This is a genomic window from Yunchengibacter salinarum (assembly GCF_037658235.1).
GTDB lineage: Bacteria > Pseudomonadota > Alphaproteobacteria > Sphingomonadales > Kordiimonadaceae > Yunchengibacter > Yunchengibacter salinarum.
The window spans coordinates 60212-83535 of record NZ_JBBJLN010000008.1 but is presented as its reverse complement, the minus strand read 5'-3'; the positions used below and the strand labels follow the sequence as shown (position 1 = coordinate 83535).

At 63.4% G+C, this 23324-nt stretch carries 15 protein-coding genes; 13 read left to right on the top strand and 2 right to left on the bottom strand.

From position 1 onward, the window contains the following. Positions 1 to 33: 33 nt before the first annotated feature. The 6 genes from WGH93_RS09960 to WGH93_RS09935 all read left to right on the top strand — a co-directional run bounded on the left by WGH93_RS09960 (position 34) and on the right by WGH93_RS09935 (position 12314). Entirely contained in the window at positions 34 to 1560 is a 1527-nt protein-coding gene (locus tag WGH93_RS09960) for a class I adenylate-forming enzyme family protein (protein WP_374764737.1), read from the top strand. Between the two features lie 13 nt (positions 1561 to 1573). Continuing rightward, positions 1574 to 2449 (top strand): MaoC/PaaZ C-terminal domain-containing protein, encoded by an 876-nt coding sequence (locus tag WGH93_RS09955; RefSeq protein WP_374764736.1) that lies wholly within the window; start codon positions 1574 to 1576, stop codon positions 2447 to 2449. 481 nt (positions 2450 to 2930) lie between these two features. Next, positions 2931 to 5375, top strand: coding sequence for a TonB-dependent receptor (locus tag WGH93_RS09950; protein WP_374764735.1), 2445 nt, complete (start codon positions 2931 to 2933; stop codon positions 5373 to 5375). A gap of 163 nt (positions 5376 to 5538) precedes the next feature. Continuing rightward, entirely contained in the window at positions 5539 to 7542 is a 2004-nt protein-coding gene (locus tag WGH93_RS09945) for a tetratricopeptide repeat-containing sulfotransferase family protein (RefSeq protein ID WP_445530152.1), read from the top strand. Positions 7543 to 7562: 20 nt separating this feature from the next. Next, positions 7563 to 8825 (top strand): cation:proton antiporter domain-containing protein, encoded by a 1263-nt coding sequence (locus WGH93_RS09940; RefSeq protein WP_374764733.1) that lies wholly within the window; start codon positions 7563 to 7565, stop codon positions 8823 to 8825. Between the two features lie 309 nt (positions 8826 to 9134). Next, complete coding sequence (locus WGH93_RS09935; protein ID WP_374764732.1) at positions 9135 to 12314, top strand: TonB-dependent receptor domain-containing protein; 3180 nt, start codon at positions 9135 to 9137, stop codon at positions 12312 to 12314. A gap of 320 nt (positions 12315 to 12634) precedes the next feature. On the opposite strand, the gene WGH93_RS09930 is transcribed toward WGH93_RS09935, so the two are convergent. Together WGH93_RS09930 and WGH93_RS09925 are read right to left on the bottom strand one after the other, a co-directional pair. Further along, positions 12635 to 13165, bottom strand: coding sequence for a PAS domain-containing protein (locus WGH93_RS09930; protein ID WP_374764731.1), 531 nt, complete (start codon positions 13163 to 13165; stop codon positions 12635 to 12637). Between the two features lie 201 nt (positions 13166 to 13366). After that, entirely contained in the window at positions 13367 to 14032 is a 666-nt protein-coding gene (locus tag WGH93_RS09925; RefSeq protein WP_374764730.1) for a 2OG-Fe(II) oxygenase, read from the bottom strand. A 536-nt stretch (positions 14033 to 14568) separates the two neighbouring features. On the opposite strand from WGH93_RS09925, the gene WGH93_RS09920 reads away from it, so the two are divergent. The 7 genes from WGH93_RS09920 (at position 14569) to WGH93_RS09890 (ending at position 23286) form a co-directional block, all read left to right on the top strand. Then, on the top strand, positions 14569 to 15693 hold the full coding sequence (locus WGH93_RS09920) for a hypothetical protein (protein WP_374764729.1): 1125 nt from the start codon (positions 14569 to 14571) through the stop codon (positions 15691 to 15693). Between the two features lie 6 nt (positions 15694 to 15699). Continuing rightward, the gene (locus WGH93_RS09915) at positions 15700 to 16455 is read left to right on the top strand and encodes a glycosyltransferase family 2 protein (RefSeq protein ID WP_374764728.1); all 756 of its coding nucleotides are present in this window, start codon (positions 15700 to 15702) and stop codon (positions 16453 to 16455) included. Between the two features lie 138 nt (positions 16456 to 16593). Then, entirely contained in the window at positions 16594 to 17880 is a 1287-nt protein-coding gene (locus tag WGH93_RS09910; RefSeq protein ID WP_374764727.1) for a nucleotide sugar dehydrogenase, read from the top strand. A 38-nt stretch (positions 17881 to 17918) separates the two neighbouring features. Continuing rightward, the gene (locus WGH93_RS09905; RefSeq protein WP_374764726.1) at positions 17919 to 19337 is read left to right on the top strand and encodes an MmgE/PrpD family protein; all 1419 of its coding nucleotides are present in this window, start codon (positions 17919 to 17921) and stop codon (positions 19335 to 19337) included. Continuing rightward, positions 19334 to 20164 (top strand): nucleotidyltransferase family protein, encoded by an 831-nt coding sequence (locus WGH93_RS09900; protein ID WP_374764725.1) that lies wholly within the window; start codon positions 19334 to 19336, stop codon positions 20162 to 20164. The genes WGH93_RS09905 and WGH93_RS09900 overlap by 4 nt, the downstream gene beginning before the upstream one ends. 102 nt (positions 20165 to 20266) lie before the next feature. Further along, complete coding sequence (locus WGH93_RS09895; protein ID WP_374764724.1) at positions 20267 to 21268, top strand: NAD(P)/FAD-dependent oxidoreductase; 1002 nt, start codon at positions 20267 to 20269, stop codon at positions 21266 to 21268. 170 nt (positions 21269 to 21438) lie between these two features. After that, positions 21439 to 23286 carry an autotransporter assembly complex protein TamA gene (locus WGH93_RS09890; RefSeq protein WP_374764723.1) on the top strand — a complete coding sequence of 616 codons (1848 nt, stop codon included), beginning with the start codon at positions 21439 to 21441 and terminating at the stop codon, positions 23284 to 23286. The last annotated feature ends 38 nt before the right edge of the window (positions 23287 to 23324 follow it).

The window sequence follows — 23324 nt, the reverse complement described above, 5'->3', positions numbered from 1 at the left end:
GAAAAACGAGGCGTCAGCGAGGGGAGGGGGACAATGATCGACTGCGCGTTTGATTTCACGGCCCGGCAGGCGGCGCTTCAGGGCGCGCGCATTGCCTTTGAGGATCTGGAGACCGGCGAGACGGTCAGCTATCGCGGGCTGGAGGACCGGGCGGCGCGGGCCGCCGGTCTGCTGGTGGCCATGGGGATCGGCGAAGGCGACCGGGTGGCGGTGCTGTCCCGCAACCGGGTGGGTTTTTTCGAACTGCTGTTCGCCTGCGGCAAGATCGGTGCCGTGCTGGTGCCGCTGAACTGGCGTATGCCGCCTGCCGAACTGGCGCCGCTGATCGACCGGGCGACGCCAAAGCTGCTGTGCGCGGGGGCCGAAGACCGGGCGACGGCCACGGAGAGTCTGACGCGCGCATCCCATGCCGCCCCCTTTCTCGATCTGGACAGCGCCGACCCAAAAGGCTACGCGGCGCGCCGGGATGCCACCGATCCGCTTGTGACCGACCGCGCCTGGCCCGGCGACCGGCTGTGGTATCTGCTGTTTACCTCCGGCACCACGGGGGCGCCGAAGGCGGTGATGCAGACCGTGCGGATGGCGGTGGTGAATGCGGTGAATATCGGCAATGGCACCGATCTCAGGGCCAGCGACACCACGATCAATTTCCTGCCCCTGTTCCACACGGCGGGGATCAATCTGCACACCCTGCCCACCCTGCTGCGCGGCGGGCGCGTGCTGCTGCTGCCGGGGTTTGACGCGGACCCGGTGATGGCGGCGCTGAAAGCCGGTCGTATCAGTGTTTTCTTTGCCGTGCCCGCGGTGTATCAGGCGCTTTCCCTGCACCCCGAATTCGCCGGGTTCGATCCGTCCCCGGTGCGTAACTGGGGGTGCGGCGGCGCGCCGCTGCCCGATGCGCTGGCCGCCACCTATCTGGCGCGGGGCATCCGCATCATGGGCGGCATGGGCATGACGGAAACCGGCCCCACGGTCTTTTTCGGTGACGCCCATGGCGCCGAGCACAAGGTGGGCTCTGTGGGCCGCCCGCAACTGCTGGCGGACGTGGCGATCGTGGACGGTGACGGGCGCCCGGTTCCCGCCGGGGAAAGCGGGGAACTGCTGATCCGCGGCCCCGGCGTCACCCCCGGCTACTGGCATGACCCCGAGGCCACCCGCGCCGCTTTCACGCCCGATGGCTGGCTGAAGACCGGTGACATCGCCATGCAGGACGCGGACGGCTATTATTATATTGTCGGGCGCAAGAAGGACATGTTCATTTCCGGCGGGGAGAATGTGTTTCCGGCGGAAGTGGAAAATGTGCTGACCCGCCATGAAGCGGTGCTGGAAGCCGCCGTCATCGGCATTGATGATGACAAATGGGGCGAAGTGGGCGCGGCGTTCCTGTTGCCGTGCCCTGGCCACACCCTGCCGGACAGCGCGGAACTGAGCCAGTTCTGTCGCGCCCGTCTGGCACCGTTCAAGGTGCCCAAACGCTTTGTGTGCGTGGATGATTTCCCCCGCACCGCCGCGGGCAAGATTCAGAAACATCTGATTGACCGGTCCCTTTTGGACCGCTGAGGAGAGGGGACCCATGCAATCCGAACCGATCCGGCCCCATGCGGGCGGCTGCATTCGTCAACTGGTGTTCGATCAGGCGGATTTCGACGCCTTCGCCGCGCTCAGCGGGGATGACAACGCCATTCATGTGGACCCCGAATTCTGCGCCCGCACCCGCTTCGGGCGCCCCGTGGCGCATGGAATGCTGCTTTATACCGTCTTGCAGGGGATGCTTGGCCATTTGTTGCCAAACCATGTGAGCGCGGCCCAGAAACTGATGTTTCCGGCCCCCACTTTCGCCGGAGAGGCGATGACCTTCACCCTGGGCGCGGCAGTGGCGGATGGCGACGGCCTGCGCGTGCCCGTGGCGGTGCATCGGGTGGCCGATGGTGTGTGCACCTGCGAGGGCACCGCCTGGATGCAACCCGCCGGGCAGGCGGTCCCGGCGGGGGATGCGGCCCCGGTGCACCAAACGGAAAGGGCGCATGGGGCGGGCAGACCTTCCGGGGCATCCGGGCGGGGGCTGTGGGTCGGCCAGACGGCAGAGATCACGCGCCGGTTTGCCGCCGGGGACATGGCGGCCTATGCCGCGCTGGGCGGCGAAGCGGCGGGGGATCGTGTGCCCGCCCCCCTGATCGGCGCGCTGTTCAGCTATCTGCTGGGCGTGAAACTGCCCGGCATGGGCACCAATTATCTGAAGCAGGAAACCCGCTATCCCGCGCCTGCGCTGCTGGACGCCGCGCCGGCCCATTCGGGTGAGCCCCTTACCGCCAGCGTCACCATCACGGCCCTTCGACCGGAAAAGCATCTGGTTGATTTGAAAACCGTATGTGTGGATGGCCGGAATCAATGCGTGGCAACGGGCCGGGCGCTGGTTTATGCCCGCGATACCGGGCGTTTCGATTCGTGAAGTGCGTTCAGATAGCACGTATTTTTATTTGATGGTCGAACCGATCGGCCCGCTGAAATGCGTCAAATTTGTGGCATAAAAACCACAGTTGGTTTGAAATCCGAATATATCCGGGCTTGTGCGGCGATTTTGAGCGTTGTGCGGCGCAATATTTATATGGAAAAATACTTACTGTTTTTTAAAACAATTCACATACTTACTTTTCCAAAATCATTGTTTACACGTTTAAAATTCTCCTAATTTATGCGTTATGAGTAAAAAATCATTAAACAATGAATTAACACGCTGCTTAAAGTTTTCGGGCTTATTTGATAAAGGGTCACGTTTTCTATTTTTATTCGTGATTTGCAAGTTTTCAGTGGTTAACAACAGACTTTATCTATTTTAAAAAAGCCCGTGCATTTTTGGCAAAAATCCATATATTCCGCGCTATTCCAAGCGAACAAATCAATCCCTTGAAACAGGCTGAGGATCGCTAAGCATGTTAGCAAAACATTCCCTGAAGCTTGCCCTTATGTCGTCCGCGGCGATCACCGCCGGGTCCGTAGGCGCAGCAGCACAAGTTGAGGAAATCCAAGTAACGGCAACCAAGCGTGTATCCACCACGCAGGACGTTGCCGTGGCCGTGCAGGCTCTGACCGGCACCGCCCTTGAAGACATGGGCATTTCCGATTTCGATGACTATATGATGCAGTTGCCCAATGTGACCGCCGGTGGCCGGGGTCCGGGGCAGAGCACGATCTATATTCGTGGCATGGCCACGGATACATTCGCCGTACAGCTTTCCGGTTCCAACGGGCAGAGCCCGAACGTGGCGCTGTATCTTGACGAGCAGCCCGTTTCCCAGCCGGGCCGGAACCTTGATGTGTATGTGACCGACATCGAGCGGATCGAGGTGCTGCCCGGGCCGCAGGGCACGTTGTTCGGTGCCAGCTCCCAGGCCGGTACCATGCGGATCATCACCAACAAGCCGAAGATCAACACCTTTGAGGCCGGCTTCGATACGGAAGTGTCCTCCACCAAGAATGGCGAAGCCAGCCACAAGGTGGAAGCCCATGTGAACATTCCGGTGATCGAAGACAAGCTGGCCTTCCGCGGTGCCTTCTTCAGCGACAATCAGGGCGGCTATATCGATAATGTGCGCGGCACCAAGACGCTGGAAACCAGCCCCCGCTTTGCGGAAGGCGGCTTCCAGGGCGATGCCGACCTGTCCGATGTGGAATTCCTGGAGGCCAACAACACGGAACTGGTTGAAGACGATTTCAACGATACCTCTTATGAAGGCTTCCGTGTTGGCGCCAAATGGCTGATCAATGACGAATGGGACCTGCTGGTCACCCATATGCGCCAGAAGCTGAATTCCAGCGGCGTGTTCGACTATGACCCCGAAGTGGGCGATCTGGAAGTGACTCGCTTCGCGCCGGACAAGCTGGAAGAAAGCTGGAACAACACCGCCTGGACGCTGAACGGCAAGGTGGGTATGCTGGACGTGGTCTATACCGGCGCCTTCCTGGACCGGGATACGGACCAGACCATCGATTACACCGGCTATGCCGATGTAGGTCAGTATATCCCGTATTATATCTGTGATGCGTCCGTCTCCTATCCGGGCGATGCCGCCCCGGCGGGCACCTGTCAGGCGCCGAATCTGTCGGCCCGCAACCAGGTGAACGTGACGAAGCAGACCCACGAACTGCGCTTCACCACCCCGGCGGAAAACCGCTTCCGTCTGACCGCGGGTGTGTTCTATGACGATCTGGAACTGAAGGATCGCGGGGACTTCATCTATAACGGCTCCGTATTCGTGCGGAACTTCGCTGGTGAACGCACGGGCTTCCCGCAGAATGCCCCGTTCCCGGACCAGACCGCGATCGACCCCACCGAGCGGGCGCCCGGCGTGATCTTCTTCAATGACATCACCCGGACGGAAGAACAGATCGCCGGCTTTGGTGAAGCCACTTATGAGGTGGTTCCCGACACGCTGGAAGTGACCTTCGGCGCGCGCTGGTACGATATCGACGTGGATCTCGTGGGCGGTGCCAACTCCTCCTTCGGCAACCTGTTCGCCGGTGAGGACGTGAACCAGTTCGGTTCCAACCTGGACAATGTGCTGGAAGACTTCCGCCCCGCCAATGAGAGCGGCGTGATCTTCAAGGGGAACGCTTCCTGGACGCCGACGGACAACACCCTGTTCTACTTCACCTGGTCCGAGGGCTTCCGCCCCGGCGGCATGAACCGCGGTTGCGGCAACGGGAACGAAACCTTCGGCTTCGTGCCCTGCACCTTCGAAACCGACGAAGTGACCAACTGGGAACTGGGTTGGAAAACCAGCCTGTTCGAAAACACGCTGCAATTCAACGGTAACGCCTTCTTCGTTGAATGGTCGGACATGCAGACTTCGGTGTTCAACCAGAACATCTTTTTCCTGACCTTCAACGACAATGCGGCCGATTCCGAGATCATGGGGATCGAAGGTGACTTCATCTGGACGGCGACGGACAACCTGACGCTGTTCGGTGCCTTCTCCATCCTGGATACGGAAATCACCGACGTGGCCGGCAGTGCCGTGAACGTGGCCGATGAAGGCAGCGAACTGGCGCTGGCGCCCAACTTCCAGGGCACCCTGCGGGCGCGCTATAGCTGGTTCGAGGGCGACTACAACTATTTCGCCCAGTCCAGCCTGCAATACAGCGGCTCCAGCTTCTCCTCCATCGTGGTGGAGCCGAACAACCGGTTCCCGCAGGATGACTATGCCATCTGGAACGCATCCTTTGGCGTTTCCAAGGCGAACTGGAAGTTCACCGCCTTCGCGGACAATATCACCGATACCCGCGCGGACCTGTTCATCAACACCCAGGATGCCGACCGTCGGATCTTCACGAACCGCCCGGCAACCTACGGTTTCCGCGTGTCCTACGACTACTAGGACCGTGCGAGACCAAACAGGCCCGTCAGGGGTTCCAAACGGCAGGGGCGACCAGTATGGTCGCCCCTGTTTGCATTGAAAGGCACCAGATGCGTGAACGGGCAGGAGAGCTGTGGTGAGCGAGACCGACGACAAGGCCCCCAGCGGCACCCATGAAACCACCATGACCGCGGCCCCGCCCCGTGCGGATGCTTCGGACCCGGTGGCCGAGGCCCAGAAACTGATTCAGGCGGGCCGGGTGGATCAGGCGCTGGCCGCCCTTGATGCCGTGCTGGCCGAGGACGGCGACAATGGCGATGCGCTTTATACCAAGGCGGTGTGCCATCGTATGCAGTCCGACACCCGCCGCGCGCGGGATGCCCTGCGCCGCCTGAAGACCGTTCGCCCGGATTCGGGCCGCGCCTGGCAGGAAGAAGGGCACCTGAACCGGGACATCGGCCAGTGGGATGCGGCGCTGACCGCCTATCAGCGGGCCACGGCGCACAATCCGGCGCTGCTGTCGAGCTGGAACGAGCAGATCAGGCTGCTGGAAGCGCGCGGCGAGGCGGAAAACGCCCGCATCGCCGCCATGCAGCGGGATCGCATGGCCGCGCTGCCAAAGCCCCTGCAAACGGTGACCAGCTTTCTGCATGAAGGGAAGCTGTACAAGGCCGAGCAGCTCTGCCGGTCGTTTCTTAAGCGGAACAAAACGCATGTGGAAGGGATGCGGCTTCTGGCGGAATTGGGCTCAAGGCTCAATGTGATGGAGGACGCGGAGTTTCTGCTGTCCACCGCGCTGGAGCTGGAGCCGGACAATGTGGCCGTGCGGATTGATTATATGCGCCTGCTGCGCAAGCGTCAGCGTTACGCCGATGCGCTGGCTCAGGCGAAGATCCTGTATGATCGGGACCCGGAAAATCCGGTGTTCCTGTCCAATTATGCGGTGGAAAGCCAGATGGCCGGGGAGACGGACAAGGCGCTTGGCCTGTTCGACCGGGTGCTGGAAAAGCTGCCCGACGATCCGGTCACACTGCTGTCGCGCGGTCATGCGCTCAAGACCATCGGAGAGACGGACAAGGCGGTGGAAAGTTACCGCGCCAGCTACCAGGCCCGGCCCGATTATGGCGATGCCTATTGGAGCCTGGCCAACCTCAAGACCTATCGGTTCAGCGATGACGAGATCGACACCATGCGGGCGCAGGAAGCGCGGGACGACCTGACCGTCACCGATCGCGTGCATCTGTGCTTCGCGCTCGGCAAGGGGTTGGAGGATCGCGGCGATCATGCCGATGCCTTTGCCTATTATGAACGCGGCAACCGCCTGAAACGGGATCAAAGCCGCTACAGGGCCGATCAGATGGACGAGGAACTGGCCGCCCAGAAGGCCATCTGCACCCCCGACCTGTTCGAAGCCAAGGCGGGCATGGGCGCGGAAGACCCGGACCCCATCTTCATTGTCGGCCTGCCACGCGCGGGGTCCACCCTGCTGGAGCAGATTCTCGCCTCCCACTCCCAGGTGGATGGCACCATGGAACTGCCCAATATTCTGGCACTCAGCCACAAGCTGCGGGGGCGGGAGCGGATCACGCAGACATCGCCCTATCCCCGCGTGCTGCATGATCTGAGCGCCGATCAGATACGCGACCTTGGCGAGCGCTATATCGAGGACACCCGCATTCACCGGGGCGAGGCGCCCTTTTTCACCGACAAGATGCCCAATAATTTCCGCCATCTGGGCTTTCTGCACCTGATCCTGCCGAATGCGAAGATCATCGATGCCCGCCGCCACCCGATGGATTGCTGCTTTTCCGGCTTCAAGCAACTGTTCGCCGAGGGCCAGGAATTCACCTATGGGCTGGAGGAAATCGGGCGCTATTATCGCGGCTATGTGGACCTGATGCAGCATTGGGATCAGGTAATGCCGGGCCGGATTCTCAAGGTGATCCATGAGGACGTGGTGGACGACCTGGAAGGTCAGGTGCGGCGGATTCTCGACTTTTGCGGCCTGCCTTTCGAGCAGGCGTGCGTGGATTTCCACAAGACCAGACGCGCGGTGCGCACCGCCTCCAGCGAGCAGGTGCGCCAGCCCATCAACCGGGGCGGCATGGAGCAGTGGCGGCCTTTCGAGCCCTGGCTCGATCCCCTGAAACAGGCGCTCGGCCCGGCGCTGGACGGGTGGCGGGCATGATCGCCGGGGGCGCCTAGACCATGGGGGCCGGTGCCTTTGCCCTGATCGCGCTGGTCTTTGCGCTTTATGGCGCCGGTTCAAAGCTGCTGCACCGGGGCCTTGTAACCGCGCCGCTGTTCTTCACGCTGGCGGGCATCGGGCTGGGGCCGATCGGGCTTGGCCTGATCAATGTGGACCTGACGGCGGAAACCTTTCTGCTGCTGGCCGAAATCACCCTGGCGCTGGTGCTGTTCACCGATGCCAGCCATGTGCGCCCGCGCCATCTGGCCATAGCCCATCAGGTGGCCGGGCGGCTGCTTCTGGTGGCGCTGCCGCTCATGGTGGGGCTGGGCATGATGGCCGCCTTGTGGCTGTTTCCGGGCCTGCCCCTTTTTCAGGCGCTGGCGCTGGCGGCCATAGTCAGCCCCACCGATGCCGCCCTTGGTCGGCCTGTGATCTCTTCCGGCCATCTCAACCCCCTTTGGCGCGACAACCTGCTGGCGGAATCCGGCCTGAACGACGGGCTGGTTCTGCCGGTGGTGCTGGTGGCTTTGCTGTTGTCTTCAAGGGAGGTCGCGGGCGCCGCTGCGGACGCGGGCGTCGCGCCCCTGTTGTGGCTGGTAGGCGGACAGGTGGTGCTGGGGCCGCTGGTGGGCGCCATTGTGGCCCTGTCGGGTGGGCGGCTGTTCAGTTGGGCGCTGGCCCGTGGCTATGCCCGCCATATGACGGTGCGGCCCGGCCTGCTGATGCTTGGCCTGCTGGCCTGGGCCGGGGCCAGCGCGGTGGGCGGCAACGGCTTTCTGGCCGCTTTCACCGCCGGTTTGTTGCTGGGATCACGGCAACGGGCCCTGCTGCCGGACCTGCATCCCTTTGCCGAGATGGAGGCCGATTTTCTGAGCCATATTACCTTTATGCTGTTCGGGGCGGTGATGGTGCCCGCCGGCCTTGCCGGTTTCATGGCGCTGGACGGCGCCGCGCTGGGGCCGGTGCTGTCCTATGTGGCGCTCAGCCTGCTGGTGGTGCGCCTGCTGGCGGTGGGTGTCGCCCTGATCGGCAGCGGGCAGGGCTGGCGCGGCTGGCTGTTTTTCGGCTGGATGGGGCCGCGGGGTATGGCCAGTCTGGTGTTCGTCCTGATGGCCACCGCCCCGCAGAGCAGCGGCTTCCCGCCGTCAGACGGTATGCTGGAACCCGTCGCGCTTCCCGCGACAGGCGTTCTGTTTCCCACCGTGGTCATGACGGTATTGGCCAGCATCGCCTTGCACGGGCTGAGCGCTTATCCCCTGGCTCGCTTCCTGTCGCGCTGACGCCTTTTGGGCGATGGCTGGCACTCTGTTTTCCAAAGAAAACCGATAACATGAAAGGGCGCAGCCTATCCGATTATCATAACGGTTTCTTTAGGTCTTTCATGGTCAGATGGGTAAAGCTTGGAAGACTCGGTGTTTACTGTTTTCGAACGAGATGCGGAAACAGTTAAACCGATGGCCCCGATGGGGTAATGATTCCAGGAGCCCGTCTTGCCATTCGCGTTACACCGGAAAATGCTGGTGGCTCATGGGCGGGAAAGCCCGATACCGGAGCGGCCCGGTGTCGTTTCTTATCCAGGGGAACAGGGCATGAAATATTCCAGTTCGCGGCTTCGGGCCATATTGATGGCGAGCGCGGCCCTGGCCTTGGCGCTGCCGGTTCCGACGTTCGCGGCGGCTTCGGCGCAGGACGGTGGGGAGCCCCCCCGGACTTCCGGGAAATCCACGGCGGTTCTGGATTTTTCCAGCCTGATCGATACGGAAAACATTTCGGCCACCGGTTCGCGGATCGAGGCACGGAGCCTGATCTCGCCAGCGCCCATTTCCGTCATGGAACGGAACGATCTGGATTTTTCCGGTGAAAAGGATCTGGTGGATTTCCTGAAGCGGTCCCCCGCCCTTGTCAATTCCATCGATGCGGCCACGCCGCTGGATTTCTTCACCGCCTTTCGCAATTTCGAAGGGGGCGATACGCCGCTGGGGCCGAACGGGCGCACATCTTTCGGGATCGGCGCGCTCAATCTGCGCAGTCTGGGCACCGGGCGCACGCTGGTTCTGGTGGACGGTCGCCGCCATGTGGGTGCGCGGGCCGGTGATACGGCGGTGGATGTGAATTCCATCGCCCCGTCCATGATCGACCGGGTGGAAATCCTGACCGGCGGGGCATCCGCCATTTACGGCGCGGATGCCGTGTCCGGGGTGGTGAACATCATCACCCGCCGGGACCGGGAAGGGTTCTTTGCCCGGTCGGATTTTCAGATCAATGACCGGGGCAATGGCGAGCGCTTTTCGGCGGCGCTTGGCTATGGCCGCGCGTTTGACGGTGATCGCGGCCATTTTCAGGTCAATATCGATTATCGCGATCAGGCGCAGTTGGTGTGCGGGGAAGCGGCCTTTTGCCGCGATGGCGCCATTGAGGAACAGACCAACAATCCAGACCCCGCCGGGCCGCCACGTTTCTTCGCCACCAGTGTGGGCTTTCCGCCGGGTCGTACAGGGCGGATCGCGTTGGATTTCAACGGTGACTTCGGGGCCGATACCACCGTCCCCGCGGGCGTGAATTTCTTCATCGATGTCAATAATGACGGCATTCTGGATCTGGGGCAGGGGCAACGGCCCTTCTTTCCCGGTGCGCTGCAAACCGGGGCGGACGGCAACACGCTTCGCATCTTCGATGACGGCACGGTCGTGGGGGGCTTTTCCAACCTGAATTCCCCGGATTCGGAAATTTCCGGGCAGGACAATGTGGAAGGCATCCTGCCGGAAAGCGAAACCCTGATCGTGGATTTCAACACGCGCTATCGCTTTGACAAGCGGCTGGAATGGTTCGCCGATTTCAAGGGGGCCTTCACCTCCGCCGAGCGCCGCAAGAGTTTTGCCAGCTTCAATGTGTTCCTGCCGGTCAGCCCGGAAAATCCCTTTGTGCCCGCGCCGCTGGCGGATGCGCTGTCCATGGCGGGCGATACGCTGCCGGACAGCACGCAGTTGCTGGTGTCCAAAAGCTTTTTCGATCTGGGTATTCAGGATCAGTTCGCCGAGCGGGACACCCTGCGGCTGGTCACCGGCTTTCAGGGCGATTTTCAAAGCGGGTTGAGCTATGAATTCAGCTATAATTATGGCCGCTTCACCGAGGACTTCACCGAAAGCGACGAGCGGGTGAACGACCGCTTCTTCGCGGCGCTGGACGCGGTGATCGACCCGGCCACCGGCCAGCCCGCCTGCCGTTCGGAAGTGGATCTGAACGGGGACGGCGCCCCGGACCTGACCCCGCCCGCGGGCGGGGTGGGTTTTCTGACCTTCACACCGGGCCAGGGTATCTGCCAGCCGCTGAACATATTCGGCGAGGGCAATGCCAGCCAGGCCGCCATCGATTTTGTCACCGTCGATGCGGTCAATACCACCCGCACGGAGCAGGAGGTGATCTCTCTGGTGCTGAGCGGTGACAGCGGCATTGTGGATGTGGAATTGCCTGCCGGGCCGATCGGGTTCGCCTTTGGCGGCGAATACCGGGATGAATTTTCCAGCTTCTCGCCGGACCTGTTTTCGCGCACGGGGCTGCGGTTCGATGATGCGGCCACGGGCAACCCGCAGAATTCGCCGCTGGAGGGCAGTTTCGATGTCTGGGAGGTGTTCGGCGAGGTGCAACTGCCGCTGTTCGTGGATGCCCCCTTTGCCAAGGAAATGACCCTGAGCGGCGCTTTCCGCCTGTCCGATTATTCCACCGTGGGGTCCACTTTCACCTGGCAGAGCAACCTGACCTGGGCACCGATCGACGATATTGCCTTTCGCGGCGCCTATTCCCGATCCATCCGCGCGCCCAATATCCGGGAACTGTTCCTGCCTTCCACCGCATCCAGTTTCGTGGTGTCCGACCCGTGTGATGCGGGCAATATCGACGATGGGTCGCAATATCGCCGCGACAACTGCCTTTCCGATGGCGCGCTCGGCGTGTTTGGCGGCTTCGTGGATAGCCGCGCCGGCATTTCGATCCCCGGCATCAGCGCGGGCAACCCGGACCTGGAGGAAGAAACCGCCGACGCCATCACCATCGGCGCCGTTTTCATGCCGCGTGCGCTGCCGGGCTTCACCGCCACGGTGGATTACTGGTCGATCGATCTGGAAGACGCCATTTCCGTCGTATCCCCGCAGGGTGTGGTGAACGGCTGCTTCGATGCCAATGATTTCCCCGATAATGTGTTGTGCGACAACATTGCGCGCAACCGTGGCGGGGGCCAGTTTCCGTTCAGTCTGGATTCCATCCGCGTCGGTACGGCGAACATTGGCGGCATCAAGACCGAAGGGGTCGATTTCGATATTCAGTATGAATTCGACCTGGGCGGCGAAACCGCCGATTATGGCGTTGTGATGCTGCGCTCCTTCGGGACCTGGCTGGACCGTTTCACCGTCACCCCGAACCAGCAGACGCCGGATGTGAAAGACCAGGAAGTGATGGAATTCCGGCGCCCGGAATGGGTCATCAACAATCGCCTGACGTGGGGCTATGACGCGCTGACCGTATCCTACAATCTGCGTTACATGTCGCGCATGACCAAAGGCGTGGAGATCGAGAATGTGGGCAACTTCCTGAACCCCTTCACCGGGGACAGCTTCATCCACGATATCGCGGCCAGCTATGATCTGGACAACGGCCTGTCCCTGTATGCGGGCATTAATAATATAGGCAATCGGACCCCCGCGCCGCAGGTCACCACTTTCCCGGCCAACCCGCTGGGCCGACGCATATTCCTGGGCGCGCGCTACCAGTTCTGATCAAAACGCCCCGGCGTTGCCTCTACCGCCATCCCGCCAATGCGCGGGATGAGCGGAGGGTGCGACCGCGCCCCGCCGCCTATGCGGCGCCCTCGCGGAGCGCGTGAGCAGCACGCTTGCGTGAGCGATAAAAAAGCCCCCGCTTTCCCCGGCGTTGCCTTTACCGCCATCCCGCCAATGCGCGGGATGAGCGGAGGGTGCGACCGCGCCCCGCCGCCTATGCGGCGCCCTCGCGGAGCGCGCGCGAAGCGCGCTTGCGTGAGCGGTAAACAAAGCCGGGCCGCGCAAGCGGCCAAGGCGTGAGCGGTAAACAAAGCCCCTTAAGTCACCGGTTCCCGCAGGCCGGTGGTCTGGCGGGGAATGTTCTTGAAGATCAGGGGCAGGGTGAAATCGTAAAAGGTGAGAACCTGGTTCGGCCCGTCTTCGTTGGTCAACGGAAAATCAAGGGCGCGGGCCGCAATGGCCGCCCCATTGCTCAACCGGATCTTGCCGCTGGTCAGCGCCAGGCAGCCTTGTTCGATCAGATGGCCCACATGCAGGCGTTGATTGTTGGGCGATATGCCCATTACCTGGCTGAGCCGGGCGCCGGGGGCGAGATGCCCTTCAAAAAGGTCGGCCACGTCTTCCCCCACCAGCCGCACCAGCAGATCGCTGCGATCGGGCAGCGCTTCGCTGATGGTCAGGCGACTGTGCCACCCTTGCAGGTCCCGAAACTGGATGTGGTGTCGCGTGGGGCGCCCATGCGTGCGCACAAGGCCCTGCCACCAGGAAATCAGATCATCAAAGGGCGGCAGGTCAGGCAGGCCAAACGGGTCCGGGAAGTATTTTTCCGCTTCGGTTCTCTGAGCCATGGGCGGTCCATATGCCAGCGGGCATCAAGTCACACGGATCAATGCCCTTTTACCACGCGCCAAAGCGCGAACACACGTTTTGTTAACCATGTCATTATCCCATGCGTGCATGGTTTGTCCAGCGCTCAGGGCGCTTTTTTACAGTTTTGCGTCAGTTTTTGGATGATATGGGGTCATCAGCCCGGCCCTGCCGCCGCGCCCTTATCTGAAGGGCGGTCCCTGAACCCATGTGACAAGGGCGTGGCGCACCCCGCGCGTGACGGGCGTGACGGCGTGCGGGCTATAGGCCGGGAACAGTGTGGCGGCACCCTGGCCGGTCGGCGCGGCGGATGGATACCCGGCCATGTTCAGCAGCAGTTGCCCCCCGTCATAGGCCGAAGGGTGGGGCAGTTGCAGGGACAGGCTGAGTTTGCGCCCCCGCGCCAGCCCCGCCCGGCCCACATCCACATGCCAGTCATAATGGTCGCCCTCAGTCGTGGCTTGTTCCGGCGCGGGTTCCGCCCCCGCGCGGTAGCGGATCAACTGTATGCCTTCATCCATGCCGTCCAGGTCGAACATGAACCAGTCCCGGTTGGCGGCGGCCACCAGCCGCGCCAGACGGGCCGACAGGCCGGGTATCGGGCCATCCCCATCCAGCCACAGGCTGTCGGCCTGCCGTATGCGGCTGTCCGCCCGCCCGCCGCTGAGCCCGCCCGCGCGGGTTTCAGCGGTATCCATCAGGCGGATCAGTGCCATGCATTCGCTCGCGTCCAGGACATGCGCCGCGCCATATGGGGACAGCGGGGCGCCCGGCCCGGTGCCCTGGGTGCCTTGCAGGCCGGGTGGCATGAAGGGGCGCGCAGCGATCAGGGGGCGGGTTTCGGTCATGGAACGGGTATCCGATCAGGCCAGAGGGACCTTCTGTTTACCCTTTGTATGCGGCGCGTCCAGTCTAATCGCCAGACTGTGACTTTTATGTCAGATGGCGCGGCGGACGGTTGGGTTCGTGGCGCGCTTTCCGGCTGCCATCAAAATGTTTCGATAGCGGAATAATACAGCTTGACCAATGCCTTTAAAGCTGCTCTACCCATAAGGGGTACAGGTTTGGCCGCCTGCCTTGATGGCGGGCCGACACTGGCTGCCGCCTGGTTGCGCACGTTGAACATAGGGCGAACCTGTCCGAATGGTCAGGCCGCCGCCGAATCGTTCCTTGCCCGACGTGGGTGATTCCCTTATACATACGCCGTTTAAAAAAGGGCGTGTCATGCGGCGGTTATGGATTGCCGTATGCGGTTTCACGCCCGGCGGACCTGCCCTGACCTTGGGGCGGTTCGGTGCGGGCGGCCCGGTTTTTCCCAGGGGGTCGGGCGGCACGAAATTGGGGAACTGGCTTGACGGCATTATACGCATTACCGGACCATCAGGTGGTCGAAGATCTGGTGGGGGCAGGGCACAAGCGCACATTGTCCGTGGACGATGCCGTGGCGGCGCTCAAGGCCCGTCCCGGACTGATCCCGGTAGCGATCCGCCCTACCGGGGGCGTGTGCGCGGGGGAGCTGTACCTGGCCGATCTGGGCCGCCACCCGTTCCGCGAATGGCAGTTTATGTACAGCGTTCAGCACCTGGCACAGTCCGGCGCGCTGGGCGAGATTCTGGTCACCGACCTGTCCCTGCTGGAGCGCGGCGATCTGCCGCAGGACACGCTGGACCCGGCGGGGTTCATCTTCCATGTGTCCCGCTGCGGTTCCACCCTGATGGCCAAGGCGCTGGCCCGGCTGGAAAGCAATCTGGTGATCAATCAGGGCGGGCCGTTGCAGCGCGGTTTCTGGGCCGCCATAACGGATGACTTCCGCGTCGGTCCCGGTCATGATCCGCGCAGTCATGGCCTGTTTCGCAACCTTGTTCGCCTGATGGCGCGCCGCCGCCGGGGGGTGGAGCAGCGCGCCTTTGTCAAGTTCATAAGCTGGAACATCCGGGTTCAGGATTTCGTGCGCGCGGCTTATGGCGATGTGCCCGCGCTGTTCCTGTACCGCGACCCGGTGGAGGTGATCGCCTCGGTCAAGAAAGAGACCACGGCGGTGCTCCATGCAAGGGGGACACGCCAGGCCGCCATGCTGACAGGGCTTGACGTTTGCGAAACGCACGATATGAGTGACACCGCTTATCTGGCGGCGTGTTACGCGGCTTATTTCAGGACGGCGCTTGGCGCCGGGGCGGAGGACGGGCTTTCCGTCCTCAATTATATCTGGTTGAAAAAGCCGGATCATTTCCGCGATATTCTGGTCCGCGGGCTGGGCTATGAGCCTGACGTGGCCGATCTTGCGGTGATGCAGGAGCAGTTCCGCTATCATTCCAAGGATGATACGGACAAGGCGACCTTTTCAGGCGATAGTGCTGAAAAGCAGGCGGCGCTGGATAACCAGGACGTCGAGGAGGTCGCCCGTTGGTGTGGCGCGTTGACCGAGCATCTGGATCGGTCCCCGATCAATCTGTTCCCGTCGGGGGCGGAGGGGGCCGGTCATGTGCGTATGGCTGTCAATAACGGATAAAGAAGCATGAAGAACGGAAATGGCAAGAGCGATAATCTGCTGTCCATCCTGATTCCGAACCATAATTACGGGGCCTATGTGGGGGAGACCATCCGGTCGGTCCTGACGCAGGACTACAGCCCCATCGAGTTGATCGTGGTGGATGATGGCAGCACTGACGACTCCGTGGCCGAAATTGAAAAGGCCCTGGCGGAGTCCGGGCACCTGTATCGCGTCAAGTTCGTTCCGTTGAAAAAGAATGCAGGTAAACTGGCGGCCATAAATGCTGTTCTGGACGAGGTGCACGGCGCCTTCATGATCACGCTGGATGCCGATGACATTCTGGTGAAGGATTATTGCAGCCGCTGTATGCGTGAATTCCGCATCGCCCAGGCGCGAGATCCGAAACTCGGCTTTGTCTATTCCGACTGCAATCTGATGGACAAATACGGCGAGGTGATCGACCGGGGCCGCTCCACCGGTTTCGACGCCGGCCTGTTGGAGCGCTTCAGCTATGTGCCGGAACCGGCGCTCGTGGTGACCGATGCCTTCATGGAAGTCACCCCCTTCGATGAGACCATCCGTGTTGCCACCAAGCACCATAAATGGATTCGCATGGTGGCCAATGGCTGGACCGGCCATCACATCCCCGAACCTCTTTTCTATTACCGGATGCACGATCAGAATCTTTCTGGTATTGGCAAACGGGTTACCAACGAAGTAGAAAACGGCGAACGTGGGGAGCGCATCCTCTCCGGCTACTGGACCACGGCCCACGCCTGACCGGCGCAGCAGTGCCGTCTTGTCGGCTGGTCGGCCCATTGGCTGCGATGGCCAGCCGGACTGCGATGCTTCTCACGCCATGCTTCGCCTGCCCGGCGGCCCTGTCTGGCCCGACCGGGCCAATTTTGGGATGAAACCGTGTCGGAAACACCGGACCTCGCCAGTCGCAAGATCTGCATCCTTGGTCTTGGCTATGTGGGACTGCCGCTCGCCATTGCATTGGGCCGCCATTACACCACAGTGGGATTCGACATTTCAGAGCCGCGCATCGCGGAACTGAAGGCGGGCCGCGACAGCACCCGCGAGGTGGAGGAAGCCGCGCTCAAGGCGGCGCCCCACATAAGCTACACCACCGACCCCGCCGATATTGCTGATTGCGATACCTATATCGTTACCGTGCCCACGCCGATCGATGTGTCCAAGCAGCCGGACCTTGGGCCGCTCAAGAAGGCCAGCGAAACGGTGGGTCGGGCGCTCAGTGCGGGTGATCTGGTGATCTTTGAATCCACCGTCTATCCCGGTGTGACCGAAGACACCTGCGTTCCGATCCTTGAGGCGCATTCCGGCCTGACCTTCAACCACGATTTCACCGTCGGCTACAGCCCGGAACGCATGAATCCGGGGGACAAGGCCCGCCCGCTGCACAAGATCGTGAAAATCACCAGTGGGTCCACGCCGGAAACCGCCGATCTGGTGGACCGGCTGTATAACTCGATCATCGAGGCGGGCACGCACCGCGCCTCCTCCATTCGGGTGGCGGAAGCGGCCAAGGTGGTGGAAAACACCCAGCGGGATCTGAACATCGCGCTGGTCAATGAACTGGCCATCATTTTCAACCATCTGGGCGTGGACACGGGCGAAGTGCTGGATGCCGCCGCCAGCAAATGGAATTTCCTGCCGTTCAAGCCGGGGCTTGTGGGCGGCCACTGCATCGGCGTGGACCCCTATTTCCTGATCCACAAGTCCCAGCTTGTGGGCTATCACCCGGATATCATCATGGCCGGCCGCCGTATCAATGACGGCATGGGGGTGTATGTGTCCGGGGAGATCACCAAGCTGATGATCCGCAAGGGTATCGATATTCCCCGCGCGCGGATTCTGGTGCTGGGCCTGACCTTCAAGGAAAACTGCCCGGATATCCGCAATACCAAGGTGGCCGACCTGGTGCGTGAACTGGGCGACCTGACCGCCGGTGTGGACATTCACGATCCCTGGGTGGGGGAGGGGCAGGCGGAAGCCGAGCTTGGCCTGTCCCTGACCACCGAACCGGAGCCGGGCGCCTATGACGCCGTGGTGCTGGCGGTGCCGCACCGCTGCTTTCTGGACATGGGCGCGGATTGGGTGCGCGCATTTGGCCGCGACGGCGCGGTTGTCTATGATATCAAGTCCGCTCTGCCCAAGGATGCGGTGGACGGACAGCTATAAGCCCCTTTTCTGGGACAGTGCGAGGGAGGCGCGGGCTGATGAGCGAGACACCCACACCGGTTGAGGCCTATGGCCGCTGGGTTGCGGAAACCGATGGCGACTGGGGCGAGGACGCGCTGCATTCCGCCCATCGCCAGTTCATTGACACGCTGGCCGTGATGGTTCCCGGCGCCGCCGAGCCGGTAACGCACAAGGCCATGGCGCTGGCCCGGCAATGGGGCAGCGGCCCGGTGCGCGCAGTGGGCTTCGCGGATACGCTCAGCGCGCCCATGGCGGCCATGGTCAATGGCACCGCCGGGCACGCGCTGGATTTCGACGACAATTTCGATCCGCCCAAGGGCCATTCCTCCACCGTTCTGGTGCCGGCCATTCTGGCCGTGGCGGACCTGGAAGGGCTGTCCGGTGCCGCCTGTCTGGATGCTTATATTGCGGGGCTCCAGATTCAGGGCCGGGTGGGCCAGGCGCTCAACCCCTATCACCGGGACCGGGGCTGGCACGCCACCGCCACCACCGGCGCTGTGGGCGCGGCCGCTGCCGTAGCCCGCCTTTTGAAGCTGGACGGGGAGGCCGCGGGCCGGGCCATTTCCATTTCCACCAGCATGGCCGCCGGGTTCATGTCGCAGTTCGGCACCATGACCAAGCCGCTTCATGCCGGGCTGGCGGCCAAGGCGGGGGTGATGGCCGGTTATTTTGCGCGGGAAGGCATCACCGCCGGGCGCCACACGCTGGACGGGCGCACGGGCATGAACACCCTGATGGTGGGGCCGGATCTGAAGACCCTGCGCGCGCGGCTGGAAAACCCGGATCACGGCCACAGCCTGCGCTTCGAGATGGACCATATCGGCGACCCGCTGCTGATCACCGAACATGCTTTCCGGGTCAAGCGCTTCCCCAATTGCGGCGCCGCCCACCGGGCGATGGACGGGGTGCTGGACCTGATCACCCAGCAGCGCCTGGGCGCCGACGATATTGCGGAGGTGCATGTGCACGCGCCCCGCGTCCATTTCAACAATCTGATGTACACGGCGCCGGAAACGGGGCTTGGGGCCAAGTTTTCCATGGAATATGCGCTGGCCTGCCTGATCGCCACCGGCAAGTGCACCCTGGCCGATTTCACGGACGAGGCCGTGCGGCGCCCGGATGTGCGTGCCCTGTTCGATCGCATCCATCGCCACCCGGTGGATGCACTGGAAGGGCATTGCCCCACCGAGGTGGTGGTTTTGCTGAAAGACGGGGTGGAGCTGACCAGCACCGTCACCATGCCCCGTGGCAGCAAGCCCGCGCCCTTTTCGGATGCGGAATACTGGCAGAAGTTCGAGAGTTGCACCGCCCCCCACATGACGGAAACGGATCGCGCCGCACTGGCCGCCGCGCTGAAGGGGCTGCGCCGGGCGGACAGCATTGATGATCTGGCCGCCTCCTATGGCCGCGCCCTTGATACCGGAGACCGTGCATGACACAGGCTGATGAGGCCGCCACACCCATGAATGCCCTTGTGCTGGCCGCCAGCCGTCAGGGGGAGCGCAACAGCGTCGCCGCCCTGAAGGGGGTCAGCCATAAATGCGTGGCGCCGATCAATGGCACGCCGATGATCGAGCGGGTGGTGCGCGCCCTTCTGGACTCGGATCGGATCGCCACGGTTTATGTGTCGATCGAAAGCGCCGATGTGCTGACCCCCATACCGGCCCTCGCCCGCTGGATGGCGGAAGGCCGGGTCCGGGTGGTGACCAGCCGTGCGACCCTGGCGGATAGCGTGATCGCAGCGGTGGAGGCCAGCGACAGCGCCCTGCCGCTTGTCATCACCACGGGTGACAATGCGCTCCACACGCCCGCCCTGATCCGGGATTTCGCCGATGCCACCGCCGCCAGCCAGGCGGACATCACGCTAGGCTTCACGCGGGAAGAAGACGTGCTCAAGGACTTCCCGGAGCCGGGCCTTGCCTTTCACCGGCTGAAGGATGGCGGCGTGTCCAGTTGCAATCTGTACGGCCTGCGCACCGAAAACGCGCTGGAAACCGCCCGCGTGTTCGAGGGCGGCGGCCAGTTCGGCAAGAAGCCGTGGCGCATCCTCAAGGCGTTCGGCATCCTGCCTTTCATCCTGTACAAGCTGAAGGCCACCACCAGTGACCGGCTGCTGGCCCGGCTGGGGCGCAATCTGGGCGTGTCCGCCGACATGGTGTTTCTGCCCTATTCCTTTGGCCCCATCGATGTGGATAATCCCGCCAGTTTCCGGCTCAGCGAAGAGGCGCTGATCGCCCGCGAAGGCCCGGCTGAGGGGGGCTGACCGCGGGCGGCTGCGGGTGGGCCCGGCATGTCCGGGTGGTCCGGTGCACGGGCCGCCACGTATCAGGGGCGTTCGTCGTCCCTCTGTCCCCGTGGGGTTTTCATGGTTTCAAGAACCGGCTCGACCGCGCCGCTCCCCGTCGCCATTGTGGGGGCGGGCATGACCGGCCTGACCGCCGCGCGCCGCCTGGCCGGGCGGGGCCACACCGTTCATGTGTTCGACAAGGGGCGCGGCCTTGGCGGGCGGCTGGCCACACGCCGCCGCACGCTGGCGGACGGGCGCGCGCTTGCCATTGACCACGGTGCCCAGTTCGCCACGGCCCGCACGCCGCATTTTCATGGCCAGTTGGCCGGGGCCGCCATGAAGCGGGGCGTGACGGTCTGGCGCCCCACGGCGGGCCGCCGCAGCGATCCCGGCACGACCCTGCGTTTTGTGGGCCTTCCCGGCATGGGCGGGCTGGTGCATCCGCTCGCCGATGGCCTGCCGGTCAACACGGGTCATGCCATTACCGGGGTGCGACGGGACAGCGATGGCTGGTGGCTTGATGGCGCGGATCGGCCACAGGGGCCGTTCGCCGCCGTGATCCTGACCGTGCCCGCACCGCAGCTTCCCGCCCTGCTGCCGCCGGGCATGGACCATTGGGTGGCGGCCCTGCGCACGGTCAGCATGGCCCCCTGCTGGGCCGGGCTGTTCGCGTTTGACCGGCCCCTTGCCATGGATGGCGCCATGATGCGGCCATCCGGCGGCCCGCTGAATCTGGTGGTCTCCATGGCCGACAAGCCGGGCCGCCCTTCTTTGCCCGCCTATGTGGTTCATGCCCACCCGAACTGGTCCACCGCCCATCTGGAACAGGCGGCGGAAACCGTTCTGTCCCATCTGCACGCGGCTCTGGCGGAATGCGTGGGCGCACCCCTGCCCACCTCCTTGTATGCCGACGCGCACCGGTGGCGCTATGCCCGCACCATGGTGCCGCTGGGGCGCCCCTTTCTGGCCAGCGATACGGGCCTGTTCGCGGGTGGAGACTGGACCCTGGGCGCCCGCGTGGAAGCCGCTTTTGAAAGCGGTCGGGCGCTCGCCAATGCGGTGGAAGCGCATCTGCCCTGATCCGCCCGCCGTGCTGTGGTGCGCCCCCTGTTTCATGAAGATGACGGGGCAGTGCGGTCATAATTGTGTCCATCTTTGCCCCCTGAATGTCTTTTGTTCGCCGCTGGCCACGGTTAGGCTGACAAGCGAACGTGCTGGCGTCCCCATATTGAACCGGAGAGTCCCTGTCCGTGCATTTTCGCCTGCCATTGCTGTTGGCGCTGGTCCCGCTCGTCTTCTGGATGCCTGCCCCGATGCCCGGTGCCCCCGGTGCCGCGGCGCAGGGGCCACTGGAACGGGACTGGCAGGCCAGAACCCTGTTCGAAACCGGGGACCTGCCCGCCGCGCTGGTCAAGCGGCTGAAAACGCTGAGTCGGGTGCGCGGCGACGGCAAGGCTCCGCTGACCGTGCTGGAACGGCGGGCGATCGGCGATGTGGCGCGGATGGAGCGTGTGCTCCGTGCCGAGGGCTATTACGGCGCCACGGTCGGCCATCGTTTCGACCGGCGGCAATCCGGCCTTGCCGTGATCTACCAAATTTCCCCCGGCCCGCGCTTCACCGTGAGGGATGTGCGTTTCAGCTTTGTCGGCCCTTCACTGGAGGATGCCCTGATCGCGCGGCTGAAGCAGGCGCTTTCCCTTCAGGTGGATGGGCCGCTCAGGGCGGATCATGTGGTGGCGGCGGAAAATACGCTGGTCTCCCGGCTGGGCGAGCAGGGCTATCCGCTGGCGCGCGTCACCGGGCGGGATGTGCTGGTGGATCACGCCCATGAACACGGCATCGTCAGCTATCGGCTGAACAGCGGGCCGCGGCTTGCCTTCGGGCCGGTGCGCTTTACGGGCCTGGAAAGCGTGGAGGCGGACTATCTGACGCGCGTTATCCCGTTCGAGCAGGGCGCGCTGTATGACCGCCGGAAGGTCGCCGCGCTCAAAAGGCGACTGACCGCGCTCAATCTGTTCCGTTCCGTGCTCGTGCCGCCGCCCGACCCGGCGGCAGGCGAAGACGCGGACCTTGAGGCCGCGGAGCCCGCCTCAGGGGATGATGCCATGCCGGCGCCGGTGGTGGTGGCGCTGGAGGAGGCGGACCACCGCACCATCAGCGTGGGCGCGGGCTTTGCCACCGGGGAAGGTTTCGGGCTGACAACAAGCTGGCAACACCGCAATCTGCTGGGCCGTGGGGAGCGGTTCCGCGCCGGTCTTACCCTGTCGGAGGTGGAGCAGGGCCTGGACCTGGCGCTTACCAAGCCGCATTTCCTGCGGTTCGACCAGGATCTGTTGCTGGAACTGGCACTGGCGCGGGAAGATACCAATGCCTTTGAACAGCGGGCCTTTACCGCCGCCGTGGGGCTGGAACGGCGCTTCACGCCGCGTCTGAAGGCCACCCTTTCGCTGGTGGGGGACCTGGAGCAGGTGGACCGGGCGGAAGGCCGCCGGGAATTCACCACCTTCGGGGTGCCGCTGTCCGCCATGTATGACGGCACATCCAATCTGTTCGACCCGATTTCCGGTGTGCGCGCCCGGCTGGAGGTGCGTCCCGGCCTGGTGGCTCTGGATGAGAGCTTTCTGTTTCTCAAGACCGAGGCCACCGCCTCCGCCTATCAGAACCTCACCGGCGATGGCCGCCTGGTGGCCGCCGTGCGCGGGCGGCTGGGCAATATTTTCGCGCCCCGGCTGGATCGGCTGCCCGAAGCCCGGCGCTTCTTTGCCGGGGGCGGCGGTTCCGTGCGGGGCTTTCGCTATCAGGGCATTGGGCCGCTGGCGGATGATGGCACGCCGCTGGGTGGCCGATCGGTGGCGGAATTGGGGGCGGAGCTGCGCTGGCGCATTGGCGAGTCCTATGGCCTGGTGCCATTTGTGGAGGGCGGCAGCGTGCAGCGGGACCGGATTCCCAGCTTGAAGGATTTCCAGTGGGGCGCCGGTCTGGGCCTGCGATATTATACCAGTTTCGCGCCGATCCGGCTGGATGTGGCCGTACCCCTGTCGCGCAATGAGGCCAGCAGCGACGTGTTTTTCTATGTGTCTCTGGGGCAGAGTTTCTAGGGCCAGAGCTTGTGATGCACCATCCGCGCCCGGCAGGG